Genomic DNA, 23,633 nt, shown 5'->3' with positions numbered 1-23,633 from the left:
CTTAATTTTTTAAAATCGATGTTGGTGTTTTTACCTCCAACCATAATGCTTTTTCGTCGCCGCTGTAAGTCTTTGTAATGGGTTTACCGTTTCTGGTTAAACCTTTAAAAGTGCCTTTATCAATCTCTTTCCAAAGGGCATACTTGGCTTGCGATTGCAAATTGATTAATCCAAAATGATTTTCTGAACCCATCGGATTTGCGCTATCTTTCCAATTCTCATCAAAAGCTTCAAAATAGAAGCATGAGATCTTATTATTATTAGACCATTCTCGTATTAAATTATAAAACTGAGCCGATTTGTACTCGTCGGTAGCTTTAGCACCATCATTACCATAATGCTCATTGGATACTGTAGCCCAACCCGTTTCGCCAATGTGAACCGGTTTTTTTACACCAACTGATTTCATATAGTTGATAACACTATCGTATTGTTGAACAGCATAATCTCGAGCTCTAACCATCGCGGCATCTATCTTTTCTTTCTCGGACAAGGACATTTCACTTTCTTTTATTCCCCAAAAAACCGGGTTGTAATGAGTGTCATGCATTGGATAAGTGTGCATCGAAATGTAGTCAACTGCTTTAATCAACTGGTTTAGATCTTCAACATGATACTCTTTTCCACCTCCGCCCCATGAGGCAAAATTGTCTGATGAGGTTATCCAAACTTCTTTGGATAATTTGCCTTCTTTTTTTAAATTTTGTAAATGATTAACCCATTTTAAAATGATATTGGGAGTTACATAATAACTCGTAGCCCATTTTACCATGGCTTCATTACCTACTGCAATAATTTTAACAATATCAGGATATTGATTGGCTAATCGGACCGCTTCCTTAATTTCGACAGCATTGCGTTCGCTTTCCTCGTGGTGAATTGGAGGCAAATTTGTCCAAGCATTTTTACAATCAATCCAGGCACCTAACATTACATACATTTCGAAACCTTCGGTCTCTTTTTTTAACTCGTTTATGGCTTTTAGAACATTCGAAACCTCTTCATAATGAACGTTATAGGTTCTGATTATTTTAAAATTTAAAGCAGCTAGCAACTTTAAATCTTCTTTTATTTCGGCAATTGTGGGTTGCTTTTCTCTTGTTTGGGTTCGGTATCCACCATAACAAATCGCTTGGTACTCAACATTTCCTAATATTTTCTCTGCGGTCATTTCTTTTGAAACTAAATTGCTAGTTTTTTTTTGATTACATGCTATAAACAAGAGTAATATGATGTAAATTAACTTGTTCATTATCTCAAATTATTTTCATCTAAATACACCACTACTTGTGAAATTTCACCTGTTCTTTGGAATATTTTTGTGCTTTGCTCTTTGCTTAATTCTAGCGAATCCAGTCTTTCTTTTGAACCATTTGCGTTATACAATTCTATGTGGTTTGCTGCAGCTATTTTGTAAATAACCGGTACTTGACAAACCGTAAATGCCATACTGTTTTTTGGAAGAGTTAATGGCATCTTTGTGCCATCGACTAAAACAAAAGTAGCCTCAATTTCTTGTGTTAAAAACTCATTTCTAAGTAGAAAATTGGGTTCAAAATGCAATTGACCATCTTTCAGTTTTACACCTAATTCTCCTATTCGGGTCAGAATATCTTCTTTTACTTGTCCGGTCATTCCCGGTTGCTGTGCTCCTTTATTAAATGGTGTGTGCGAATAAGGATCGGTTGGAAAAGCACCATAAACTTGTGGTGACTTGTGAACACCGATTCCGGCTCCAACAGCATCAAAATGAGTAATTAATGATTTAATTATAGATGGATTTTCATTAGATTCCACAGCTGTTTCAATAACTTCAAATACAGCAACATGCAATTTAGAAACCATGTGCCAATAGATTGAGCCCAAACCTTCATACCCATAAAAAGTACCGGAACGTCCTGTGAAAGCTTTGTGATTGAAGACTTCTTCAAAAATTTGCAACACCAGTTCTGACTCATTATCTATTAATGATTTATAATCTTGCTGATTCCTTAATTGGATAAGTGCTTCCTTTACATCATTGGCATTGTGAAAATTGCCATTGAAATGGTAATTCCCTTTGATGTCCTGATTGACTATTTGGAAGTTGTTATTATCCAAAAGCTTTTTCAATAAAATTGATTTCTCAACTCTATCTTTTGGTAATGTATTTTTTTCTAAAAACTTAGGAAGCGCTTTATTCGGATATAAAATGTAACTGTCTTGATCTGGTCTGTACAAAGCACTATTTTTCAAGGCATCTAGGACTTCTAATGATTCTTTACCATTTAGAAATCCTGAACTTAAGACTGCCACTTGGCCTTCAAGCATTTCGGGTAAATAGGAAATTGAAACACCGTCATTTGCTAATGACATCAAATTATAAGCATGATACAATTTGTCTTCTCTTTGATTGGCTTTAATGGAATGCTCAATAAAATCGATGCTTACTTGGGTAAACTTCTTCAAACCTTCCATAGAATGGGTTCGTTTCTTACCCCAAAAACCGCTGTTGTATACTTGGTAACGATACTCTGAAGCCGCTTGTCCTAAAGCATCCAAAATTTGTTTTCTGTTTTTATCGTTAATAGACTGAGACAGTAATGGTTGAAACGCAATCAAATTTTCTCGAATAGCATGGTAAAATTCTACCATTTCGTTTGAAATTTTAATAGTTTCCTGATTAGAATTCTCAAGTAATTGTTGGAAAAATTTCAAAAATCTTCTCAAATAATACAAAGTCACCATTGAAACACCATTACCAACTAAAGCATTATTGGCATCATTCCATTCAGGTCGCTGGGTATTCATCCAAATACCGGCTTCGGGAATAAAATTGGACATTTTTGCCAAAACCGTAGCCAATATCTTTTCGATCAAATTGACATGATAGATTTCGTCATTATTATCTCTTAACAAAGCGCCATCGGCTCCGTTTTGGTTTCTTCGGGCATTGATTTTGGCATCCCATTCATGGTTGAATAAGATGGTGTCTTTTGGGTTTTGCAAAATCTCCTGATACGATTTAATGGTATAAGGCACGGCTGCATAAACAAAACATTCTTTGTCAAAGTAGCTATTGAGTTTACCGGGTTGGTATTTCTCTATGAACTCTAAAAATTTTAATAGATAGATGATTTGATGGTCTCCCCAGTATCCAATGTAGGACCAAGGATTATCCGGTTCTATGGTTTCCCAATCAAACCCGTCTTTGGTTACGCGATAAGGATTGTATCCATCAAAAGTGGAAGCGTTCAAAAATTTGTGAATCATTCCATCGATAAAATCAGGATAAGCATACGCTAAAGCTTCCCAATTCTGAAAAATATCGCGCCAATTTCCTTGGTAATCGAGGATTTTTGAACCATCAATTTCACTTCTTGTATTGATAGAAAATTTATTCCATGGGCGACTTGGATCACCGTGTCGTCTGCTGAATTTAAGCGGTAGATATTCGGTGCACAATCGCAATAAATCGGCATCCTCATTTGCTGCAACTAGTTGTTGCAGAAAAGAATAATTGAAGGTTTCCGGCAAACGACTCAAAAAAGAGGCTTGCTTTTCTGAAACAATTTTGTTTGCTTTTGCAATATAGTTTACAAAATCACTTTTGTCAATTTGGTAATTTTCATCAAAAATTCCACCACGCATGATGTTGAACAAGACATTTGAAAAATGACGAGTATCTTTTCGGTTATCAGCAGTGAATTGTAATCCGTCAGCTGTGGCGTTTAATGCAATTAGGTTTTGTGTTCCTAATTCGACATCTTCAACCACTTTGCCATTAAGATTTTTATCATTACAAATCGCCTCAGTCAAGGCAATTATTTGTGATTGATTTTGGTTTACGTTGGCTACAATCTTCCATTCTTTTGATGAATTGGATTCTAAAACAACTTTAGAAGAGATAAAATAAGCGCCTTTTTCACCTTTAACATCGGTTTCTTGCTTAATATTTTGTCCTTTTCTGAAAGCAGCAAGTTGTAATGAAGACAGTAAATAGGTAGGCTTTTCAAAGCCCAATGACCAAACAATATTGGCTTTTAATGCTTCACTTGGTTCTGCTTTATCAACAATTATGGCGCTTAGTGCATAAATGCCTAATCCACTTTCAGCATGAAGTTCATTTCTTTTATAAGCATCTACTAAATTACTAGTTGTGGCTTGTAAATCACTACTAACTCCTTGTGGCAAGACATTTTGGATACCATCTAATAGTGTAATAGTATAATCCGCATTTGAATTGTTGATTAATTTTGAGGTTTTAACAAAGCCAAACAAGTTGCTACTACTCCATTGGTATCTGAAAGTCAGTTGTAAATCATGGTGAATTTCTTCAAAAATGATTTTGTTTCCGTAATTGTTTTTGTAGAGATTTCTGCTAAGCTTATACTTATCATTAAAACGTTCTGAAAACGGTTCCCAAATAAAAGATTGGTCTTCGGAGTGAATTTGGAAAACAGACTTACTTCCGGTAATATCCGCAAATTCTGTTATTTTGTCATCAGTGTAATAAGGAAATAAGGCGTATTCAGCATTCTTTCTTCCGGCAGAAATACCACCATTACTAGAAATAAACAACCAATGATTGGAATCACTCACGACACTCATGAAGAATGGTCGCATGGCATCATTATTGGCTATTTTATAAAATTTTTCCCCATCTAACAAAACGATATCCATAGATACCTTTTTATTATCAATCTCATTATCACCTAATGTGGTTTGTTTGTTAATCATAATAATCAAAAAGAGTTCTTTGTTTTTTTGTCCAATCGCATCAATAAAAACAACTAGACCTATTATACAATAAGCCTAGTTGTTTATATTTCATTTATTCATATACTCTTATGTAATCAACTAACATTGTTTGAGGAAATACCGTTTGGCTATTTGGAGTACCCGGTAAATTTCCACCTACTGCCATGTTGAGGATAATATAAAAAGGCTCGTTGAAAACCCATTCTCCTGGAACATCTTCAGGTGTAATTTGATTGTATAAAACATCATCAACATAATAGTTAATGTAATTTTCACCCCATTCTATTCCAAAAACGTGAAAATCATTATCAAATCTGTTGTCGAGTAATGAATAGTTTTTAGAAATGGATTCGGCACCGGAATAACCAGGTCCGTGTACTGTACCAAATACAGTGGTTGGATTGTTTCCTAAGTATTCCATGATATCAATTTCACCACATTGTGGCCAAACAACAGTATCAGAATTTGCACCTAAAAGCCAAAATGCAGGCCAAATTCCTTTACCCCAAGGTAATTTGATACGAGCTTCGAATCTTCCATATTTTTTTTCAAATTTTCCTTTGGTAAAAATTCTTGCAGAAGTATATCCTGAACCCAAGTAAAGTTCTCTGATTGCTTTAATTTTTAGCATCCCGTTTTCAACCACAATATTTTCGGGTCTATCGGTATAATATTGTAATTCATTGTTACCCCATCCATTGTTGCCTGTACCGATGTTGTAACTCCATAAACTTGAGTTTGGAGCACCATTTGTGTCAAACTCATCTTGCATTACCAACTCTTTCATAGTTATTACAGTTTGCTTTTCATCTGTAGAGCAACCTATAAAGAACATAGCTATTCCGGTTAAAAGACAACTTCTTTTTATTAATTTAATCATCATGTGAAATTTAATTGTTTTTAAATAAAGCCTAATTAGTTATAAAAATAGATGTTATCTGCATAAAGAACCGAACCATCTCCACCTTCTAGTATAATTTGTGCCAAATGTGATCTACTTAACAATAGTGGCATGGCTGAAAAAGGAATTTCTATAGGAATCCAAGCTTGGGATACTAAAGTTGGGGCTGTAAAAGTCGTAGAATGTCTTGTATCATCTCCACCACCAAAAACACCATTTGCTCCAAAATCAACTACAAGAACCCTTAGTTGTCTACCAGGAGCAACTGGTCCTGGAATGAAAACATCCAAATGTATACCCGTCATACTATTGGCATTTATAGTAGGGTTACTGAATTCAATACCCACAAAATTAAATATGGTGTAATTCAAAATATTATCCCCTAAAACGGAGAAATCATTTGAAACAGTGGTTTGCCAAGGCTGCCAATAACCATTATAATAATTTACAGGAACATTATTGTAAGTGTCTGAAAAAATGGATATCACATTAGCCTGATTTCTTGTTGGTATAGGTGCGTGTATAAAAGTACCCACGCAATTGATTGTTAAGCTACCTGTGGCGGCAACACCATTCATAGTTGCGGTTATTACAGCAGTTCCTGCACTCAAAGAAGTCACTACTCCTGCATCATCTACAGATGCTACTGCAGGATTTGAAGAAGAAAATTCTAAATAAGAAGGGCTAATTGATACCGCTTGATCTACCCCGGTTGGTAAGTTAAAAGTGGCTATAACTCCATCAACATTAGAAGTAACCCCAACAAAAGTAGTTAGTGCTTGATTATTGCCATTCATTATTGACGCTTGTCCATGAGCTATTGTTCCTAATTTTTCGAATCTTAACTCATCAATCCAAATAGTATATCCTGCGCCGTTGGTTCCGTTTGAACCAGCTGCGTATCTAAACATACCACGTTCTTGTAAAAGTCTTGAAGCATCAGGAATTGGAATAATATATTTTGTCCATGCAGTTCCTACACTTACGTTTCTCATAGTAGTGATGAATTGATTTGGGAAAAAATCTTCACCAAAACCAAATTCAGCAACCGTTACCCCTTGAGAAGCTTTTGCCCAAAACGTTAAAGCATCATAACCTGTTAAATCACGTCCGGCACCTTCAACTCTAAAAATACCACCGGCATAACTTCCTTGCGGGTCATTTGCATTTGGTACATCGAAACGAATGGAAGCATTACCTTTGTAAGCTTCATCTGTATCAACAGAGAAAGCTGTAAATTTAGAATCTCCGTAAGGGAAATAAAAATCACTTCCCATACCAATAAAATTATCTGTAAAAATTTCTCCGTTTTTTGAGAAACCGGACAATGTCGCATCATCAGATAATTCACGATCACAATTAATTGCTGTAATCATTACGATTAACAACAGTAGTGACTTTTTAAAATAATTAATTTTTCTATTTTTCATTTTTCAATTTTTTAAAATTATTTTCCAATATTTATGTGAATGTATGTTCTTATTTCCCATTCAGAACCGTTTCCGAAACCAACCGGAGTTAAGATTGGTTCAGTAGCAAATTCCGTTGCTGTTTGGTTGGGAGAATATCTTGGAGAAAACTGATCTAAAGATCTCCAAATACCCATAATACCAATTCTTGTATCAGGCAATATAAACCAACTAGGTTTTCCAACAGATGTAGAGATATCTAATGAGGTTTGTAATGGATAAGTTAAATTGAAATCGCGGTGATAATCAAATGGTCCCCAATCATTAAACTTTATAGCACTGGTCACTTTAACTTTTCTGTATATTAAGCGGACATCTCCTCCGGCTCTATTAATAGTTCTTTCAGAATCACCATTGGCTTGACCATTTCCAAAATAAATATTGGCAATAACACCTAAGTCAGTACTCAATTTAGAAACTAATCTAGTATTAGATTCCCATAAATCTTGTGCCGGTGCAGATCTTTCAAAGGCAAAAGCTGTACGATTAGCTAAAAATCCAATAGCAGCATCTTGATTGGTTGGCAAATGTCTGAATACGAAACCTGTACTTACGGCAAACTTAGCGTCCTCTACCATATCATTATTCCATTCATACATCCAAGTAGCCGGAGTTGGATCCCAAGTGATTAACAATTCTCCACCCACGGTTTCTCTGTTAGCTCTTACTATAAATGGGTCTTCTAAAATATTACGCAATCTTCCCGGTGCATCGATACCATTTGGCATAGCATCAACTAAAGGTTTTTGCCACAAGAAGTTTGGAGCGATTTGTAAATTTGAGTTTACATTATAAGTCAAACCGGCTAAGAAATTCATTTGATTTCCACTACCACTGTCTTTTAATCTCCATCCGGTGAATGTTTGAACATTGTCTGCACCACCATTAGCAACTAATCCCATTATAGCCCCTTGAGTGTAAACATTAAACTTTCCTTTAGAAAAGGTTAGTTTAGCTTTACCTCCCCAATTATCACTTGAGTTTATTTTATCATCATAAGCAATATAATTGCCAGGAGTAGTTTCAACTGCGTATTGGAAAACTCTGCCATTCAAAGGTTGTCCACCCCAAATTCCACCAAATTCAATGCCTAATGCACCTACTTTTGTTTTGAAGGCTAAAGTAGCTCTACGGGTTTTAGGTTGTGGAACAAAAATAGAGGTTTGAATATTATTTGCATTGGCAATATCTTCATGATAAACTGCAGTAGCATCAAACTTGCCAATTTTTTTGCTGTATTTTAAAAGTACAGCTGGGTTAGCTGCCCACCAAAGTTGTGGACCAAAAGCGGCTTTGAAACCACTTAAGCTTCTTTTTCCATCTACTTCAAAACCTAATGTTTCGCCATTATAAATATCTAAGTTCGGGCCATAGTTTGCTTCTGAATACAAAGCAAAAAAGTCACCTTCATAACCCCAATGGTAATGTCCGGTTCTGTAAAAACCTCTTAAATCAAAATCTTTCTGATTCCAACTGTAAGATGCATTGTATACTTGAACTCTGTTAGCGTCAGAAATTAATGCTGGACCTTCAGGCGTGTCTACAATTTGTGTACGACCTCTATTTTCATAAAATATTTCATTTATTGGATTTTCAGCCACACGGCCTAAAATATTTACGTTCACATTTGCTTTCATATTAGGAGCCGGATTTCCTTCTACACCTATAAAATAAGATTCCATGTGGTCAAAACCGGTTCGATTAGGATAAGACAATGCTTCCGGATCAGCAACACTAGGTGTTGTCAATAAACTTCCACCTGTGTTAAATGTAGTAAATTCTGCTCTTAAATTACTGATTTTCAATATCTCACTATCATTACCTCCTAGTGCGGCTTTATCACCTCTAGCTCTTAAAACAGCATCCATAATCTGAGATTTTTCGAAATGACTGTCAATTGAAGTGAGTGTTGTTCCGGCAGCAAAAGGATTTAATTGGTGTATTTCTTTTAGAACATAATAAGCCGCACGTGGGTATAGTTGGTAATGCCCTTTTTCATCCGTTGGTCCTTTCGCACAAATTCCAAACCATTCTTCATTCATATTGTTTTGTCCTTCGGTAAAATCTTTTTGATATCCTCCATTAGACCATGAAGCGTTGGAATCATGTATGTCTAAATTTTTAGTTTGGCCGAATTTCCACCATCCATCACTAAATTGAAAGGTAAAACCTCCCAATGAGTTGCCAGCTTTGCCTTGACCGGCAGCATTTGCATAGATTTCTTTCCAATTGCCTTTTAGATAAAAAGATTGTGCTTTTTGATCTTCTTCATTAGTTGTTACATTAAAGGCATCGGCACCAAACTCTGTAAACAAAACCGGTTTACCATATTCTTTTTTTACTCGATCGAATAAATCTCCGAAAGAAACACCTCTGTATACATTAGTTCCAAAAATGTCTACATCTTTACATTCTTGAGCAACTAAATCAAGAAAAAGTAAGTCACCATTACAAATCGCAATTGGATGTGAACCATCAATGGACTTCATAGCCACACTAGCCTCATTGAATAACTTGTACATTGCTTGTGCTCTTATAGTTGACTTTCTGTCTTTGATTGGAATATTCTCCGTTTCAGCTCCATCCCAAAAAAGGCCGTAATTATTTTCATTTCCTAACAAGAATATTAATAAACCTCTTGTGTCTTTATAATCAGAAGCCATTTGTTTAACTTCTTTCATAAGCAACTCACGTGTTTTAGGATTGGAATATTCTGTATTTGGCGTCCAAACTCCATCTAATGTTAAACCATATCTACCAAAAGAGTGATTTAACATGGTATAGATTCCAAAATTGTCATAAACATACTCAATCCATTTTTTTGGCATTCCCGAGTAAACTCTTATTGTATTTACGCCCATATTTTTAAGCAATCCCATCTCTTCATCCAGCGCGTCTTTAACAAAATCATCCGATTGATTCCAAAGGCTGTATGAGTAATTCGTTCCTATTGGAAAATAATCCCAATTCATTCCGTTTACAATAAAATCTTTGCCATCAACTACAAATTTAATACCTTCATTATTGTTCACAATGACCACTTTATTGGCTTGTGAAAAAACGGAAGGAGAAAAAATCATAATGGTAAATAGTAAAATAAAGTTTTTCATTTTTGATAATTGTTTGATTGGTATTTAAATTTGAATTTTTAGATTATAAACTGTTTTATTAATCATAGGTTTAATTACACATTACATAACTTTTAGTTGCATTTTTTAATGTATCCATAAAAAAATTGATAAAATTTGAGATTTAGTAAATTTACATTTTTTATAAATTTAAAAAAAAAATAAAGATTATAGAAACTATACAATCCGTGTTTTATCCAAAAAAAAACAGAAAATTGTCCAGTTACGGGTGATTTAGGTGCTATTCACAACAAATCATTTAAGGAATAAACACATTTTGTATAGTCAATGTATAGTCGAAAACATTTTAAACAACATTCTTAAATTGAAAGGATGTACTCAACAAGTCCTGTTTCATGCGGCAAATCCATTTTTTTTCGCAAACGATATCGTTTAATCTCGACACTTCTAACCGAGATATTCAACAAGGGAGCTATTTCTTTTGAAGATAAATTTAACCTAAGATAAGCACACAGCCTTAAATCGTTTGGAGTCAAAGAAGGATAGGCTTGTTTTACTTTCTTCAAAAAGTCATTATCCGCTGAATCAAACGCTTCCTTAAATACATTCCAAGCTTTATCGGCTGAAACGTTTTTATTTATGGTAGTAGATAGTATTGATTTCACGCTTCTGGAACTAGCTTCATCTGAAGATTTTTTTAAATCATCTCTGATCAATGCTAACAACTCATCTTTTTTAATCAGACTCATTGTTGATAAAGCCAATTCTCTGCTTTTTTCATTCACATCCAATGAGAGTTGCTCATTTCGCAATTTCATCAATTGCTGTTCGTTTTCTAACTCTTTTATTTCTAATAAAAGATTATTTTCATCTATCAATTTTTGCTTCTGTTGAGAATAGTAATTGACATAAGCTTTATTGATATAATAAGCCATCAAACAAACCAATAGAAAATAAATAATGATAGCAAAATTTGTACTGTACCAAGGTTTCGAAATTGTGAATGAATAAACAGCCACATTTTCGATTTGGGAATTGACTAATTTTGAGCGAACTTTAAATTTATAATCTCCGGGTGATAGATTTTTGAAATTGATTGTAGATTTTGAACTCCAATCACTCCATTGATCTTGAAAACCTTCAAGTAAATATTGATATTCGGCAATAATATACTTATTATATTTCGGTACTGTATAACTAAAAGTGATATTGTTTTCATCATGAGAAAATGTACCGGATTCTGTAATTGGGGAACTTATTAGTGCTTCGTTAAGTTTATTGACACTAACATTAGAAATTACCACATGATTGTTTTTAAAATTTAAATCCTCGATATTAAAAGTATAATACCCGTCAGTAGTTCCTATGATATAAACTGAATTGGACAGCTGCGTAATGTTTTCGTATCCTAGCATCGTATTAGTTATCGATGAAGGAATTGAGATCACATTCTTTTTCAACTCTGAATTTAGCTTGTTTACAGTAAAATAATTAATGTAGTTTTTCGAAAAAAGCCAAAGTTTATTGGAGTTATCTATGATTAATCTACCCGAAGTATATTCATTATTTGCAAAGACAGTACTCAATACTTTATCTTTTTCAAACACTTTTGTCTTTTGATTTAATCTAAAAATGCCGTCTTTGTAGGCATAGTAAATTGAATTGTTAAACTTAGTTAACCCTGCATTTTTTCCTTTGTTTGGACTTTTATAGGCGTAAATGCCGAAACCTTTACGAAATTGAGCATCCAATTGAAAACGAAAAATTCCTTTATACTCATGACTTACATATACTTCATTTGACTTTGTAGTTTCAAAATATTTAGAAGAATAATTAAAGCCCGAAATTTTATTTCTGAATACCCATACATTATTAACTTTTTCCAAAACTGACATGCCATAATAATTTCCTTGTAACAATAAATTCTTTTTATTAGGAACTAATCCCAACTTCCATGTTCCGGATTGCGAAAAAATTAGTTTTGAATTGTCATTGTCAATGATGTAAGTTCCTGAATCATGACCACAAAACAATACATTATCATAGGCAAAGAGTGACCAAACTTGACCTTTCGTTCCTTTAACAAATTTGAATTGGTTATCATCATTTAAATAACTTTTGTAGAAAAGACCTTGATTTGTTCCCAAATACAAAAAGCCTTTATAGATAATTGAAGCATATACAGTCCCTAAATTTCCGGAGTCATCAGAAAAGCTTTTTATAGGAGATTTTAAATTGATACAATTGATCCCATTGTCTAGACCAAGCCATAAATTATTATCAATATCCTCATAAATAGATAAAACTGTATTATTACTTAATCCTTTTCTTTGGGTTATATGGTATTTAACTTTGCCTTCTTTAGTTAAAATATAAACCCCATTAGATATTGTTCCAACGGCAAAACTTCCATCTGCCATCATTTGACTGCTATAAATACTACTAGTTGCTATTTCAGAATCGGCTTCAGTATTGAACTTAACCAAATTACCATTGGTCAACTTGTAAAATCCATCAAATTGTGTGTGAATTAACAAACCCTCATCAATCTCGAAAATATTTACAATTTTATTGTTTTTTAGGATGGAATTATTAGATACTAACTTATTAGTCCCATTTTCAATTTCAAATAAATCAAAATTCACCGTTTGATAATAAATAGAGCCAGGAGTCTTAAAGGCCTTTAAAATTCGGATATTTGGATTGACAATTTTAAAGGTATTTGTTTTGGTATCATAAATGTAAATTTTATCTAAAGATTGAAAAATAACCCATTGATCATAATTAAGAATATTCCAAAACTGTTCGTCTACATTAATTTTTGATTTGATTTTATGACTTAGTGAAGTGTATTTAAGCCTGCCATTTTTTTCTCTGACCCAGTACCCAAATTCCATGTAGCAACCTGTATATATTTTGTCTCCAATAACCTTTACAGATCGAATTATAGTTTCATTAGGTGATTGATATAAAACCCAATTTGAACCATTAAATTCAAGCAATCCTTCATTGTTCGCAAAATAAACAAAATGATTCTTGTCTTGTGAAATCATCCAATTCTGATTACCGGCATTGTAGGTTGTAGAATTATATTTCACAATGGGCGGCAAGTCTTGAGCAACTGTAAAATTGACAAACAATAATAATATTGCTAGTGTTGAAAATTTATTAATGAATGATTTTTGGGAGGTCATATACACAATATTACGAATTCTAATTTTCAGAAATGCTTTTATAGTTAAATTAATTTACATCATATAGATACTATAAATAGAAAAGCACGAAATAAATTCCGTGCTTTCAAAACTAATTAACTTAAAATTACTCTTTAATAAATCTTGTTGAAGAAACATTTCCATTGATAGAAGTTTTAACAACATAAACCCCAGCCTGTAGATTAGCAACATCAAGAGTTACCAACTCAGCATTCGTAGATTTTGTGATTACCTCTTGACCCAAAAGATTGTATACAGATACTTTTTCAATTGACATTGAAGACTCAATATTTAAAATATTGTCTGCTGGATTTGGATAAATTCTTGCATTTGAAGTTTCAAAATCATTAGTTGACAACACCGTGTTTTTGTGTAAATAAAGATTGTCATAATAAACAATATCTAAATTTGAAGTCATTACGAACTGTGCTATGTCAGTTACGCTAGGACAAGCATTTCCAGGTGGTGTATTAATACAATTAAAGGTTGGTGCAGAAAAAGGGATGTCTATAGAAATCCAAGTTCCTTCTGCTCCACTTGTCAAAACATTGGCGTTTGTAGCAGTGTATTCCCATGCGTTTGTTTCTCCTGTAGTACCATTCCAGTTAGAGAATTTAAAACTAAAAACTTTATCTTGAGTTGTTGTAGGTGTCCAAATATCCATGTGAAAACGAGTAAACCCGGTAGCATCAAATCTTCCGGCTAAAAACCCAACACCTTCACATCCTAAACCTACAGTTCTATTAGTGTTGTTACCTTCTATCTGTACTAAAGTAGTAGTTGCAGGACACCATGAAGTATTGTATGAATTATCATCACCTGAATAACCAATTACACCAACTGGCGCATAGGCATCACTAAATATAGATCTTACATCAGCAGCAGCTCTGTTTGGAGGTGTTGGTGCAGCAACAGTTGGCGCCGCTATAACTGGAGGAGTTCCAAGAGGGCCTTTAATATTATCAACATAAAAAGTTCTTTCAGGTGTAGGGACAGTTGGATTAAAGAACCCTACTGCGCCTGGAGCCCAATAAGTGTGTATTACAAAACCGCTGTAAGTACCATTTGCAGGTGCAGCTTGTCCGTCTAAAGAAGTATCAAAAGTAAATGATATAGTTTGCCAAGTACTACCACCTGGATGCGAAGCAGAAGCCGCAACTACAGCTGGCCCACCGACACCTCCTGTAACTTTAACCAAAAATGTAATAGCAGTAGCCGAAAACACATCCATGGTCATTGTTTTAGTTGTTGTCAAATTAACCAATGAAGTTAAATTTAAATTAATTCCTTGCCATGGCTGACCTGCAGGATTTCCAACTATTTTAAGAACTTGAGTGGTATTTGTACCAGTACCTGTTTCAACAACAGGTGCAGGTCCATCCCCAAAAGGACCACCATTTACACCTCCACTTTCACTAACCTCGAAGCCCAACAATTGGTCTTGTGAGTATCCAAGTGATGTAGTCAGGAAAGCTAATAAAAATAAAACGTGTTTAATTTTTAAAGTAATGTTTTTCATGATATTTTTTTTAATGTTATGTAAACAAATATAAAGAGTTATTAATCAGAATGGCTTTTATTAAACTATACAAAAACTATACAGACAAAAATCTTTCTCAATCGATTGAAATTCTTGCACTCAAAGATAATAATTATGATTCAAGAAGGCCTTCAAACAAGTGTTAAAAGTTTAAAATGCTGTGGTAATGTTGTGGTAAAATGAAAGTAGATATGATTTTAATACGTAATAATATGATTAATTTATAAAAAATTAACTCTAAAAAGTTGCTTAACATAAAAATACAACTGTTTTTTTGTCAAATTGAAAAGAAGCTATTAAGATAATACTAAGATTTCAAAATTAACTTTGCTACGAATTACTATCAGAATTGATTAACTTTGCGAACATTCTATTTTTGCTATGAAGAGTACAGATATTGCTACACTAGAACCTAAAAAAAACATCTTAATCAAAGGCGCACAAATCCACAATTTAAAAAACCTGGATGTAGTCATTCCTCGCAATAAATTAGTGGTCATCACCGGACTTTCAGGTTCAGGAAAATCAAGTTTAGCCTTTGATACATTATATGCTGAAGGACAGCGTCGGTATGTTGAAAGTTTATCATCTTATGCACGTCAATTCTTAGGTCGATTAGACAAGCCCAAAGTTGAATACATTAAAGGTATTGCCCCTGCCATAGCCATTGAACAAAAGGTAAATACAACAAATGCTCGCTCTACTGTAGGTACATCAACTGAAATCTATGATTACTTGAAATTACTTTATGCCCGAATAGGAAAGACTTTTTCACCAGTTTCAGGTAATGAAGTAAAGAAAGATACTGTTTCTGATGTTGTAATTGCTATTAAAGAGTTTGATTTAGATACCAAATGGCTTCTACTTTCCCCTATTCATTTAGAAGAAGGAAGACAATTGGAAGACAAGTTAAAAGTATTACTTCAACAAGGTTTTGCGCGCATTTTAGTGGATAACGAAATGGTTCGATTGGACGAAATTAACCAACATTCCTTAGACAATAAAGACATTTTACTTATCATTGATAGAATTGTATTGAATGCTGAAACGGCTGATGATGAAGACTTCTACAATCGTTTAGCTGATGCCGTACAAACAGCCTTCTTTGAAGGAAAAGGTGTTTGTTATTTACAAGAATTAGAGACCAAAAAGCGCTTAGAATTCAGTGCCAATTTCGAACTTGATGGTATTACTTTTTTAGAGCCTAACATTCACTTGTTCAGTTTCAATAATCCATATGGTGCATGTCCAACTTGTGAGGGTTATGGAAATATCATTGGCATCGACGAAGAATTAGTTGTACCAAATACATCCCTTTCAGTATTTGAAAATGCCCTATTTCCTTGGCGTGGTGAGAGTATGAGTTGGTATCGCGATCAATTGGTTAACAATGCCTATAAATTTGATTTTCCGATACACAAACCTTATTTCGAGTTAACTGAAGAACAAAAAGACCTAATCTGGAAAGGAAACAAACTCTTCACTGGTTTAGATGATTTTTTTAAAGAATTAGAGGAAAAAAATTATAAAATACAAAACCGCGTAATGCTATCACGATATCGTGGTAAAACAAAATGTACTGCTTGCAAAGGTAAAAGATTACGTAAAGAAGCCAATTACATTACTGTTGGCGGAAAAACCATTTCTGAATTGGTTGATCTATCAATTAAACGTTTGATTCCTTTTTTTAGCGAACTAACTCTTTCTGAATACGATGCTAAAGTCGCCAAACGTCTTTTAATTGAAATTAATAGCCGATTGGCTTTCTTAAGTGATGTTGGTTTAGACTACTTAACCTTAAACAGAAATTCTGCTTCACTTTCCGGAGGTGAATCTCAACGCATAAATCTGGCAACTTCATTAGGCAGTAGTTTAGTGGGTTCGATGTATATTTTAGACGAACCTAGCATTGGTTTGCATCCCAAAGACACCGAAAGATTAATCAAAGTCTTAAAAAACCTACGCGATTTAGGCAATACTGTTATTGTTGTTGAACACGATGAAGACATCATGAAAGCAGCCGACAGAATCATAGATATTGGTCCGGAAGCGGGAACTTTTGGTGGCGAATTGGTAGCCGAAGGTACATTTGACGAAATTTTGAAAGCAAATTCTTTAACTGCAAAATATTTAAACGGACAATTAGAAATTTCGGTGCCTCAAAAACGCAGAAGATCAAACAACTTTATTGAAATTAAAGGCGCTCGTGAAAATAATTTGCAAAACATAGACGTTGCATTCCCATTAGAAAGTTTAACGGTAATCTCCGGAGTTTCCGGTAGCGGAAAAAGTACGTTGGTAAAGAAAATATTGTTTCCTGCAATGCAAAAAAAACTGGAAGGCATCGGAGACAAAGCCGGGCAGTTTACCGAAATAACCGGTAGTTTTTCACACATTAAACACATAGAATACGTTGACCAAAATCCAATTGGGAGAAGTTCACGCTCGAATCCTGTGACTTATATCAAAGCCTATGATGACATTCGTGATTTGTATGCCAAAGAAAAACTATCTAAAGTTAGGGGTTACCAAGCCAAACATTTCTCCTTCAATGTAGATGGCGGGCGTTGCGAAACTTGCAAAGGAGAAGGTTCAATCAATGTTGAAATGGTTTTTATGGCCGATGTATCTTTACCATGCGATACTTGTGGCGGAAAACGTTTCAAAAAAGAAGTTTTGGAAGTCGCTTTTGAAGGCAAAAACATAGATGATATTCTAACAATGACCATTGATGATGCCATTGCATTTTTTGCCAAAAACAAGCAAACTAAAATCACACAAAAACTACAACCTTTACAAGACGTTGGTTTAGGTTATGTGCAACTAGGACAATCTTCCTCTACACTATCCGGTGGAGAAGCGCAACGCATCAAATTGGCTTCATTTCTTGTAAAAGGGGTAACCAAAGAAAAAGCATTATTCGTTTTTGACGAACCAACAACCGGTTTGCATTTCCATGATATTAAAAAGCTGTTGGCTTCGTTTGATGCTTTAATTGAAAAAGGACATTCTATTATTGTTATCGAACACAATCTCGACTTAATCAAATGTGCCGATTGGATTATTGATTTAGGGCCTGAAGGTGGAGAAAACGGAGGACAATTGTTAGCGGTTGGAACGCCGGAAGAGATTGTGAAAAATAATAAATCAATTACTGCAAAATACTTGAAAGACAAACTATAAAAAAAGCCTTCCGTCGGAAGGCTTTTTTTGAATAGAAGTTACTCTACTATTATTTTCTTTGCAATTCGCTTGTTTGAAGTTTCTAAAACGGCTAAATACATCCCTTTAGATAATCCACCAATTGCTATAGGTTCAATCAGATTAGCATTGTCAACTTGGGTATTAAAAACTACTTTTCCTTGTAAATCAACCATTGAAAAAGAGTATCGAGTATCAGTTAAAGTGCCCAAATTAATATGCAAAACATCTTTAACCGGGCTTGGATAAAAACTCACCTGATAATCATTATTAAATTCATTTGAAGCTAGTGTTGAAGTAGAAGCTACTGTAAAATGCAACATTGCTCCTGTCGCTGCTTTGGCTATATTATAAACATACACAGGATCCATATTGACCAATAAATCCGTTGAAGTATGACGGTGTGGCGTTTGATTTTTTTCAAAAAAACCGGTAATCACTTCATTATTGTCTTCAAAAGGCATGTAATCTGAAGCATAAGCGTAAGACAAATGAGTATTCAAAGGAGAATAAAGTTGGGTACATGCTATCAATTCATTTGTAATAACATTCGAAGCAGCATTATTAGTAGTAGGACTTCCGGTATCTCTTTCACAAGTAATCGTGTCATTGGTCATATCTGCCCTTCCTCCAACTTCATCTATATTAAATACTAGTTTAATATCCATTTTTGGATTTGTAGCGTTAACTACTGTAGAAACAAAGTTTTGACTTCCAACTAAACCATCTTCTTCTCCACTGAAATTGATGAATTTGATGGAGTACTCTGTTGGAATATTTTGTAATAAACGTGCGACTTCAAAAATAGTAACTACACCACTTCCATTATCATTGGTTCCTTTTCCAGTTATGGTATCGTAATGTCCGCAAATAATCACATAAGTGTTTGGGTAAAGTGTTCCCACTTTAGTTACCACTAAATTTTTACATGTAGTTGAACCATTGGTAAAACTATATTCCTGCAATTGTGAAGCCGTATATCCGTAACTTAAATATTCAGCTTTTAACCAGTCGAGTGTGTTTTGTAAAGCAGCAGTACCTCTTCTTTTTACCCCAAGATTTTCAAATTCGGTTAAATTGGTTAGTATGTTAGATTCTGATACTTGGTCAACTACTGTTGCATAGGAAGGAACATAAGTTTGTCCATAGCCTTTTGACAATAAGACCAAAAGTGATAATGCAAATAGTAGGTTTTTCATTGAAGTTTTAATAAAATAAAGTTGTTTAGTTTACAAATTTGGTAGCAAATGTACTAAATTTTTAAAGATAATCAAGTAAAGAAAAATAAATTAGAAGCCAATAACAAACGTCCTAAATAACTGTAAATGTGACTATTAATACTTCTTAATCAAACCTTAAGAATTTATTTACGGGTTTTGGCACGCGTATTGGAATGTACCAAACAACAGCAATAATAACTGTTCGAAGATGCTGAAAATCGAAATAGTAAGCAAAACTCAAAATGTATTGATTATGAAAAAAATTACCCTTTTAGTAGCTACCGTTTTACTGGTTGGAAACGTAGTGAATGCAACAGAAGTAAGAACTAGATTTAGTTTTGATGAGCCAATCTCATTTATGGAAAGAGGTATTGAGTTTTTTGTATTCCCAAATGGAGACTTTGATTTCAACACCCGTCCACAAGATAGTGAAGGTGATTATTTTTACCGAACTGCCGGAAAAAGAGGCACTACTGTTTCAGCAAGAAGACCAATTAACTATGGAACAAGAATTGAACATGATAGTTTTGGTAGAATTAGACGAGTGGGAAACACTTTTATCAACTATGACAGTCGAGACAGAGTAAACCGAATTGGAACGGTTTATATGAGATACAACCGACATGCATTGACTCAAATTGGAGGAATGCAAATTGTTTACAACCGTAGAGGTGATATCATAAACATGTTTGGTAATGTAAAAGGTGGAAGAAATCAAGGATATGTTTTTCAAAGCAATTATGATTACGAACATGATTACGCCTCAAACAATCCAAGAAATGATGATGATTATTACTACTACAAGGCAGATGGCACAAAAGCCAAGATTGAAGATAAAGATTAAATAGTTAGTTGTTTTGGTTAGGTTTTGATGAAGAAAATCCCGCAAAGTTTATACGATGCGGGATTTTTGATTTTATAAGTATTTGGATGGATTAGTGTCCGCCACTCACTTTTTTATCAAAGTCAATGCCTTGGTTTTTTAATATTCCAGTTACTTTCCAAGCATAAAATGCTAAATAGGCAAAACACACTACACCAACAATATAACTCACGTGAATGGTTGTCAAATCTGCTACATAACCTTGTAACCAACTTACAATTCCACCACCCATAATCATCATGATTAAGAAACTACTTCCTTGACTGGTATTCTTTCCTAAACCACTAATTGCTAAAGTAAATATACATGGCCAAAGTGTACTACAAAACAAACCAACACTGGTAAACGCATAAACACTCACCATTCCATCTGTGGCCATTCCTACCAATAAAGCTACAATTCCCAATACAGAGAAAATCAATAACATTCGCGCCGGATTTCCTTTACTAGCCATATCTGCAAAAATCAAGACTAATATGATTAAAGCATATACATAAAATGGAGCCAAATCGTGATCCATAAATTTGTTTATTCCTAAGAAAACACCAAATGCCAAATAGGGTGCAATAAAGCGCAATATCTTTTGGGTGTTCACGTTATCTGTAAAAGCTTCAACTGCACCAGTCCAACGACCAATCATCAAACTTGCCCAATACAAAGAGATAAACGGAGCAATATCTTTAGTCGCAAAACCTAAATCACCTTCCATATAAGCAGGTAAATTACTTGCTGTAGATACTTCTACTCCAACATAAACAAAGATTCCAATCATACCTAAAATCAATTGTGGATATTTCAAAGCCGAACTTCTGGTGTTATCTGCTTCGCCTTCAACTTCAACAACCGCTGCCGGTTTATCCGGTAATGAAGAAAATTTTAATAACACAGCAACTAATAAGAATGCTGCACCAAGAACTAAATAAGGTGTTTTCACACTTTCAATACTCATTTCTGTATTTCCTGAAGTTGCAGATCCAAATATGGCAAAACTAACAATCAGCGGGCCAATAGTTGTTCCAAGATTGTTAATTCCACCAGCCATAGTCAAACGCTGTGAACCGGTAGTTATTGGTCCAAGTGCAATTGCTAAAGGATTCGCTACAGTTTGCTGCAAAGAGAAACCAAGTGCTACAATAAAAAGTCCGGAAAGCATTAAAGGAAATGAACCTGTATTTGCAGCAGGATAAAATAACAATGTTCCTAAAGCTGAAATTACTAAGCCTAATGCCAACGAGTTTTTGTATCCTATTCGATTTATTAAATCACCTTTTGTCAAATACGATATAATCATGTAGATAATCGAACCAACGGTATAAGCCACATAAAAAGCTACAGAAACTAGCTGACTTTCTCCTTGAGTTAAGTTGAAAGCTTTTTTAAAGACAGGAATTAAAATATCGTTACTTGCAGCGACAAATCCCCAAAAGAAAAAAACAGTGACTAACGGAATAAATTGTGCCCAATTGGTTTTAAGATTTTGTGTACTCATAATTATAGTTTTGGTTTGGTTGTTAATAGTTAATGCTTGAATAAATTTGATTGGTTAAATATACATTTATAAGTAAAAAAAAAGATTCGCTTTAAAATTAGTTATTAACGAAGTCTTCTTTATAAACTCAATCTGCTTTTTTGATTTCACTTTTTGGTCCGATGCCGTTGTTGTTAAAAGCTTCTATTTGAAAATAATACGCCTCAGATTTGTCCAAACCATTGAAATAATATTCGGTTTTGCCGTAAACCATAATCGAGCCATATAATTTATCAGGCGATTTGCCAAAGTAAATTACATAACCGTCTGCATTTTGTTCTTGTTGCCATTTAAACCAAACATTTCTTCGTTCCCCTTTTACTTTTGGTCCCGAACGCAATGGTACAAATCCTTTAACTTCACTCGGTTTTTCACCACTTCCTATACCAAAAACCCTAAAACCACTAATCGCAAATTTACCCGTTGGCATCCCGATATTTTCCAGTTTTAAATACCGAGCCGAAGTCGGAGTCTGCAATTCGATGTATTCATGCGGCACATCTTTGGTGCTTTTGCTTTTATCGATTAACACTTTCCAGTTTTTGCCTTCATTGGAAGTATAAATGATGTATTTGTGTCCCAAGGTCGTTTCGGGTTTACCCATAATTTCTGCATCCTGATCGGCATAGTTGATTTGGATCGCGTTAATGGTACTTTTTTCGCCCAAATCCGAAATAAGGTATTCTCCTTTATTAGCGGTTTTAGCCGACCAATAGGTTTTAATATCTTCATCTACCGAAAGGTTCGCCTGAAAGCCACCCAATGTTGAAGAAACTTGAACCGGTTTGTTATAATTCAGTAACATCCATCCGGCAAAACTTTCGCTCCAATGCCCTTTATTTTCTGAAGGTAAAAACGTTGGATAATCACCATAAGCGGTATTCGAATATAAAATATCCTCTTGATCAAATCCGGCAGGCCAAATGCCCAAACGGCGTTCGAAATTGTTTTTAACACAAACACCTATCGTAGAAATGTGCCAATACTGATTGTTCGCATCGGTGAAAGTCGCTCCATGTCCTGCACCACGAGCAAATCCACCAGGTTTATAAGAAAACGGATTGTGTGATTGATACTCAAAAGGACCAAGCGGATGATTACCCACATAAACACCATCAGCATAACCGCTGAATTCGGTTCCGGGCGCACCATATTGCAAGTAATATTTGCCATTGTGTTTGGTCATAAAAGCACCTTCGGTAAACGGTTGCAGGAAAGTATTGTCGTTGTGTTCACCAAAGCGTTCCCAACCGTGTTCATCGTCATTCAAAGCCAACACAGGAATTCTCTCGCCTTCCGGTTGGAAAGTTTTACGATTGAGTTTCATTCCGTACAACGGATATAAATTGCTCGAACCGTAATATTCATAGACTTCGTCTTTTTCTTTGTCCCAAAAAATCTGCGGATCCCAAGCGGCAGCTTCTGATTTGTGAATTAATTCTATCCACTCGCCTTTCGACGGATTAGTGCTCATCCAAAGCGGGAATTCTTTTCCGTGGGTTGAACCTACCACTAACAAAGTATCATTGACAAAAGACAACGATGGTGCGCACAATTCGTCATAAACTTTATGCTCAGGACGAAGGAATTTTTTGGAAATAAATTGCCAATCCGACATGTCTTTGCTATGCCAATAACCCCATTGATTAGTCGAAAAAAGATAATATTCACCCTTGAAGAATGTCAGCACAGGATCGGCAGTAGCTCGGTGTTTTCCTTGCTTAACAAAATCGGGAATTGGGCAATAACCGTAGTCAATATTAATCGGATTGCAATACGTTTTTTGCTGCGCTATTCCATAATTTGAAATCAATAACAATAACAGTAAGGCAATCCGATGTTTCATA

General features: G+C 34.6%; 12 protein-coding genes. 2 read left to right on the top strand and 10 right to left on the bottom strand.

Annotated elements, in window-relative coordinates; genetic code table 11:
- Nucleotide 1 precedes the first annotated feature (1 nt).
- The 7 genes from ICG50_RS07485 to ICG50_RS07455 all read right to left on the bottom strand — a co-directional run bounded on the left by ICG50_RS07485 (nucleotide 2) and on the right by ICG50_RS07455 (nucleotide 14,933).
- Nucleotides 2-1,252, bottom strand: coding sequence for a glycoside hydrolase family 17 protein (locus tag ICG50_RS07485; RefSeq protein WP_187660292.1), 1,251 nt, complete (start codon nucleotides 1,250-1,252; stop codon nucleotides 2-4).
- The gene (locus ICG50_RS07480) at nucleotides 1,252-4,719 is read right to left on the bottom strand and encodes a hypothetical protein (RefSeq protein WP_187660291.1); all 3,468 of its coding nucleotides are present in this window, start codon (nucleotides 4,717-4,719) and stop codon (nucleotides 1,252-1,254) included. Before ICG50_RS07480 ends, ICG50_RS07485 begins: the two co-directional genes overlap by 1 nt.
- Nucleotides 4,720-4,813: 94 nt before the next feature.
- Complete coding sequence (locus ICG50_RS07475; protein WP_187660290.1) at nucleotides 4,814-5,620, bottom strand: glycoside hydrolase family 16 protein; 807 nt, start codon at nucleotides 5,618-5,620, stop codon at nucleotides 4,814-4,816.
- A gap of 35 nt (nucleotides 5,621-5,655) precedes the next feature.
- Nucleotides 5,656-7,071 carry an Ig-like domain-containing protein gene (locus tag ICG50_RS07470; RefSeq protein ID WP_187660289.1) on the bottom strand — a complete coding sequence of 472 codons (1,416 nt, stop codon included), beginning with the start codon at nucleotides 7,069-7,071 and terminating at the stop codon, nucleotides 5,656-5,658.
- Nucleotides 7,072-7,088: 17 nt separating this feature from the next.
- On the bottom strand, nucleotides 7,089-10,220 hold the full coding sequence (locus tag ICG50_RS07465; protein WP_187660288.1) for a glycoside hydrolase 5 family protein: 3,132 nt from the start codon (nucleotides 10,218-10,220) through the stop codon (nucleotides 7,089-7,091).
- Between the two features lie 338 nt (nucleotides 10,221-10,558).
- Nucleotides 10,559-13,393: a helix-turn-helix and ligand-binding sensor domain-containing protein gene (locus tag ICG50_RS07460; protein WP_187660287.1), complete on the bottom strand. Its 2,835-nt coding sequence runs from the start codon at nucleotides 13,391-13,393 to the stop codon at nucleotides 10,559-10,561.
- Between the two features lie 127 nt (nucleotides 13,394-13,520).
- Nucleotides 13,521-14,933: a T9SS type A sorting domain-containing protein gene (locus ICG50_RS07455; RefSeq protein WP_187660286.1), complete on the bottom strand. Its 1,413-nt coding sequence runs from the start codon at nucleotides 14,931-14,933 to the stop codon at nucleotides 13,521-13,523.
- Between the two features lie 402 nt (nucleotides 14,934-15,335).
- On the opposite strand from ICG50_RS07455, the gene uvrA reads away from it, so the two are divergent.
- A complete protein-coding gene (uvrA, locus tag ICG50_RS07450; protein ID WP_187660285.1) occupies nucleotides 15,336-18,137 on the top strand; it encodes an excinuclease ABC subunit UvrA in 2,802 nt (933 codons plus the stop codon).
- A gap of 38 nt (nucleotides 18,138-18,175) precedes the next feature.
- Here uvrA and ICG50_RS07445 read toward each other — a convergent pair whose 3' ends face one another.
- Entirely contained in the window at nucleotides 18,176-19,354 is a 1,179-nt protein-coding gene (locus ICG50_RS07445; protein WP_187660284.1) for a M28 family peptidase, read from the bottom strand.
- A 274-nt stretch (nucleotides 19,355-19,628) separates the two neighbouring features.
- On the opposite strand from ICG50_RS07445, the gene ICG50_RS07440 reads away from it, so the two are divergent.
- Nucleotides 19,629-20,219, top strand: coding sequence for a hypothetical protein (locus ICG50_RS07440; RefSeq protein ID WP_187660283.1), 591 nt, complete (start codon nucleotides 19,629-19,631; stop codon nucleotides 20,217-20,219).
- A 91-nt stretch (nucleotides 20,220-20,310) separates the two neighbouring features.
- Here ICG50_RS07440 and ICG50_RS07435 read toward each other — a convergent pair whose 3' ends face one another.
- Both ICG50_RS07435 and ICG50_RS07430 read right to left on the bottom strand, forming a co-directional pair.
- Complete coding sequence (locus tag ICG50_RS07435) at nucleotides 20,311-21,747, bottom strand: MFS transporter (RefSeq protein WP_187660282.1); 1,437 nt, start codon at nucleotides 21,745-21,747, stop codon at nucleotides 20,311-20,313.
- Between the two features lie 127 nt (nucleotides 21,748-21,874).
- On the bottom strand, nucleotides 21,875-23,632 hold the full coding sequence (locus ICG50_RS07430) for a family 43 glycosylhydrolase (protein WP_187660281.1): 1,758 nt from the start codon (nucleotides 23,630-23,632) through the stop codon (nucleotides 21,875-21,877).
- Nucleotide 23,633: the final 1 nt, after the last annotated feature.

The sequence above is a fragment of the Flavobacterium buctense genome (assembly GCF_014486695.1).
GTDB classification, from domain to species: domain Bacteria; phylum Bacteroidota; class Bacteroidia; order Flavobacteriales; family Flavobacteriaceae; genus Flavobacterium; species Flavobacterium buctense.
The sequence above is the reverse complement of the archived record's forward strand: the minus strand, read 5'-3'. Positions and strand labels throughout refer to the sequence as shown.

What these genes read in the sequence shown, in the direction of transcription:
- uvrA (WP_187660285.1), top strand. Translation starts at nt 15,336, where the DNA reads ATGAAGAGTACAGATATTGCTACACTAGAACCTAAAAAAAACATCTTA.
- ICG50_RS07430 (WP_187660281.1), bottom strand. Translation starts at nt 23,632, where the DNA reads ATGAAACATCGGATTGCCTTACTGTTATTGTTATTGATTTCAAATTAT.
- ICG50_RS07475 (WP_187660290.1), bottom strand. Translation starts at nt 5,620, where the DNA reads ATGATTAAATTAATAAAAAGAAGTTGTCTTTTAACCGGAATAGCTATG.
- ICG50_RS07485 (WP_187660292.1), bottom strand. Translation starts at nt 1,252, where the DNA reads ATGAACAAGTTAATTTACATCATATTACTCTTGTTTATAGCATGTAAT.
- ICG50_RS07455 (WP_187660286.1), bottom strand. Translation starts at nt 14,933, where the DNA reads ATGAAAAACATTACTTTAAAAATTAAACACGTTTTATTTTTATTAGCT.
- ICG50_RS07470 (WP_187660289.1), bottom strand. Translation starts at nt 7,071, where the DNA reads ATGAAAAATAGAAAAATTAATTATTTTAAAAAGTCACTACTGTTGTTA.
- ICG50_RS07435 (WP_187660282.1), bottom strand. Translation starts at nt 21,747, where the DNA reads ATGAGTACACAAAATCTTAAAACCAATTGGGCACAATTTATTCCGTTA.
- ICG50_RS07440 (WP_187660283.1), top strand. Translation starts at nt 19,629, where the DNA reads ATGAAAAAAATTACCCTTTTAGTAGCTACCGTTTTACTGGTTGGAAAC.
- ICG50_RS07480 (WP_187660291.1), bottom strand. Translation starts at nt 4,719, where the DNA reads ATGATTAACAAACAAACCACATTAGGTGATAATGAGATTGATAATAAA.
- ICG50_RS07460 (WP_187660287.1), bottom strand. Translation starts at nt 13,393, where the DNA reads ATGACCTCCCAAAAATCATTCATTAATAAATTTTCAACACTAGCAATA.
- ICG50_RS07465 (WP_187660288.1), bottom strand. Translation starts at nt 10,220, where the DNA reads ATGAAAAACTTTATTTTACTATTTACCATTATGATTTTTTCTCCTTCC.
- ICG50_RS07445 (WP_187660284.1), bottom strand. Translation starts at nt 19,354, where the DNA reads ATGAAAAACCTACTATTTGCATTATCACTTTTGGTCTTATTGTCAAAA.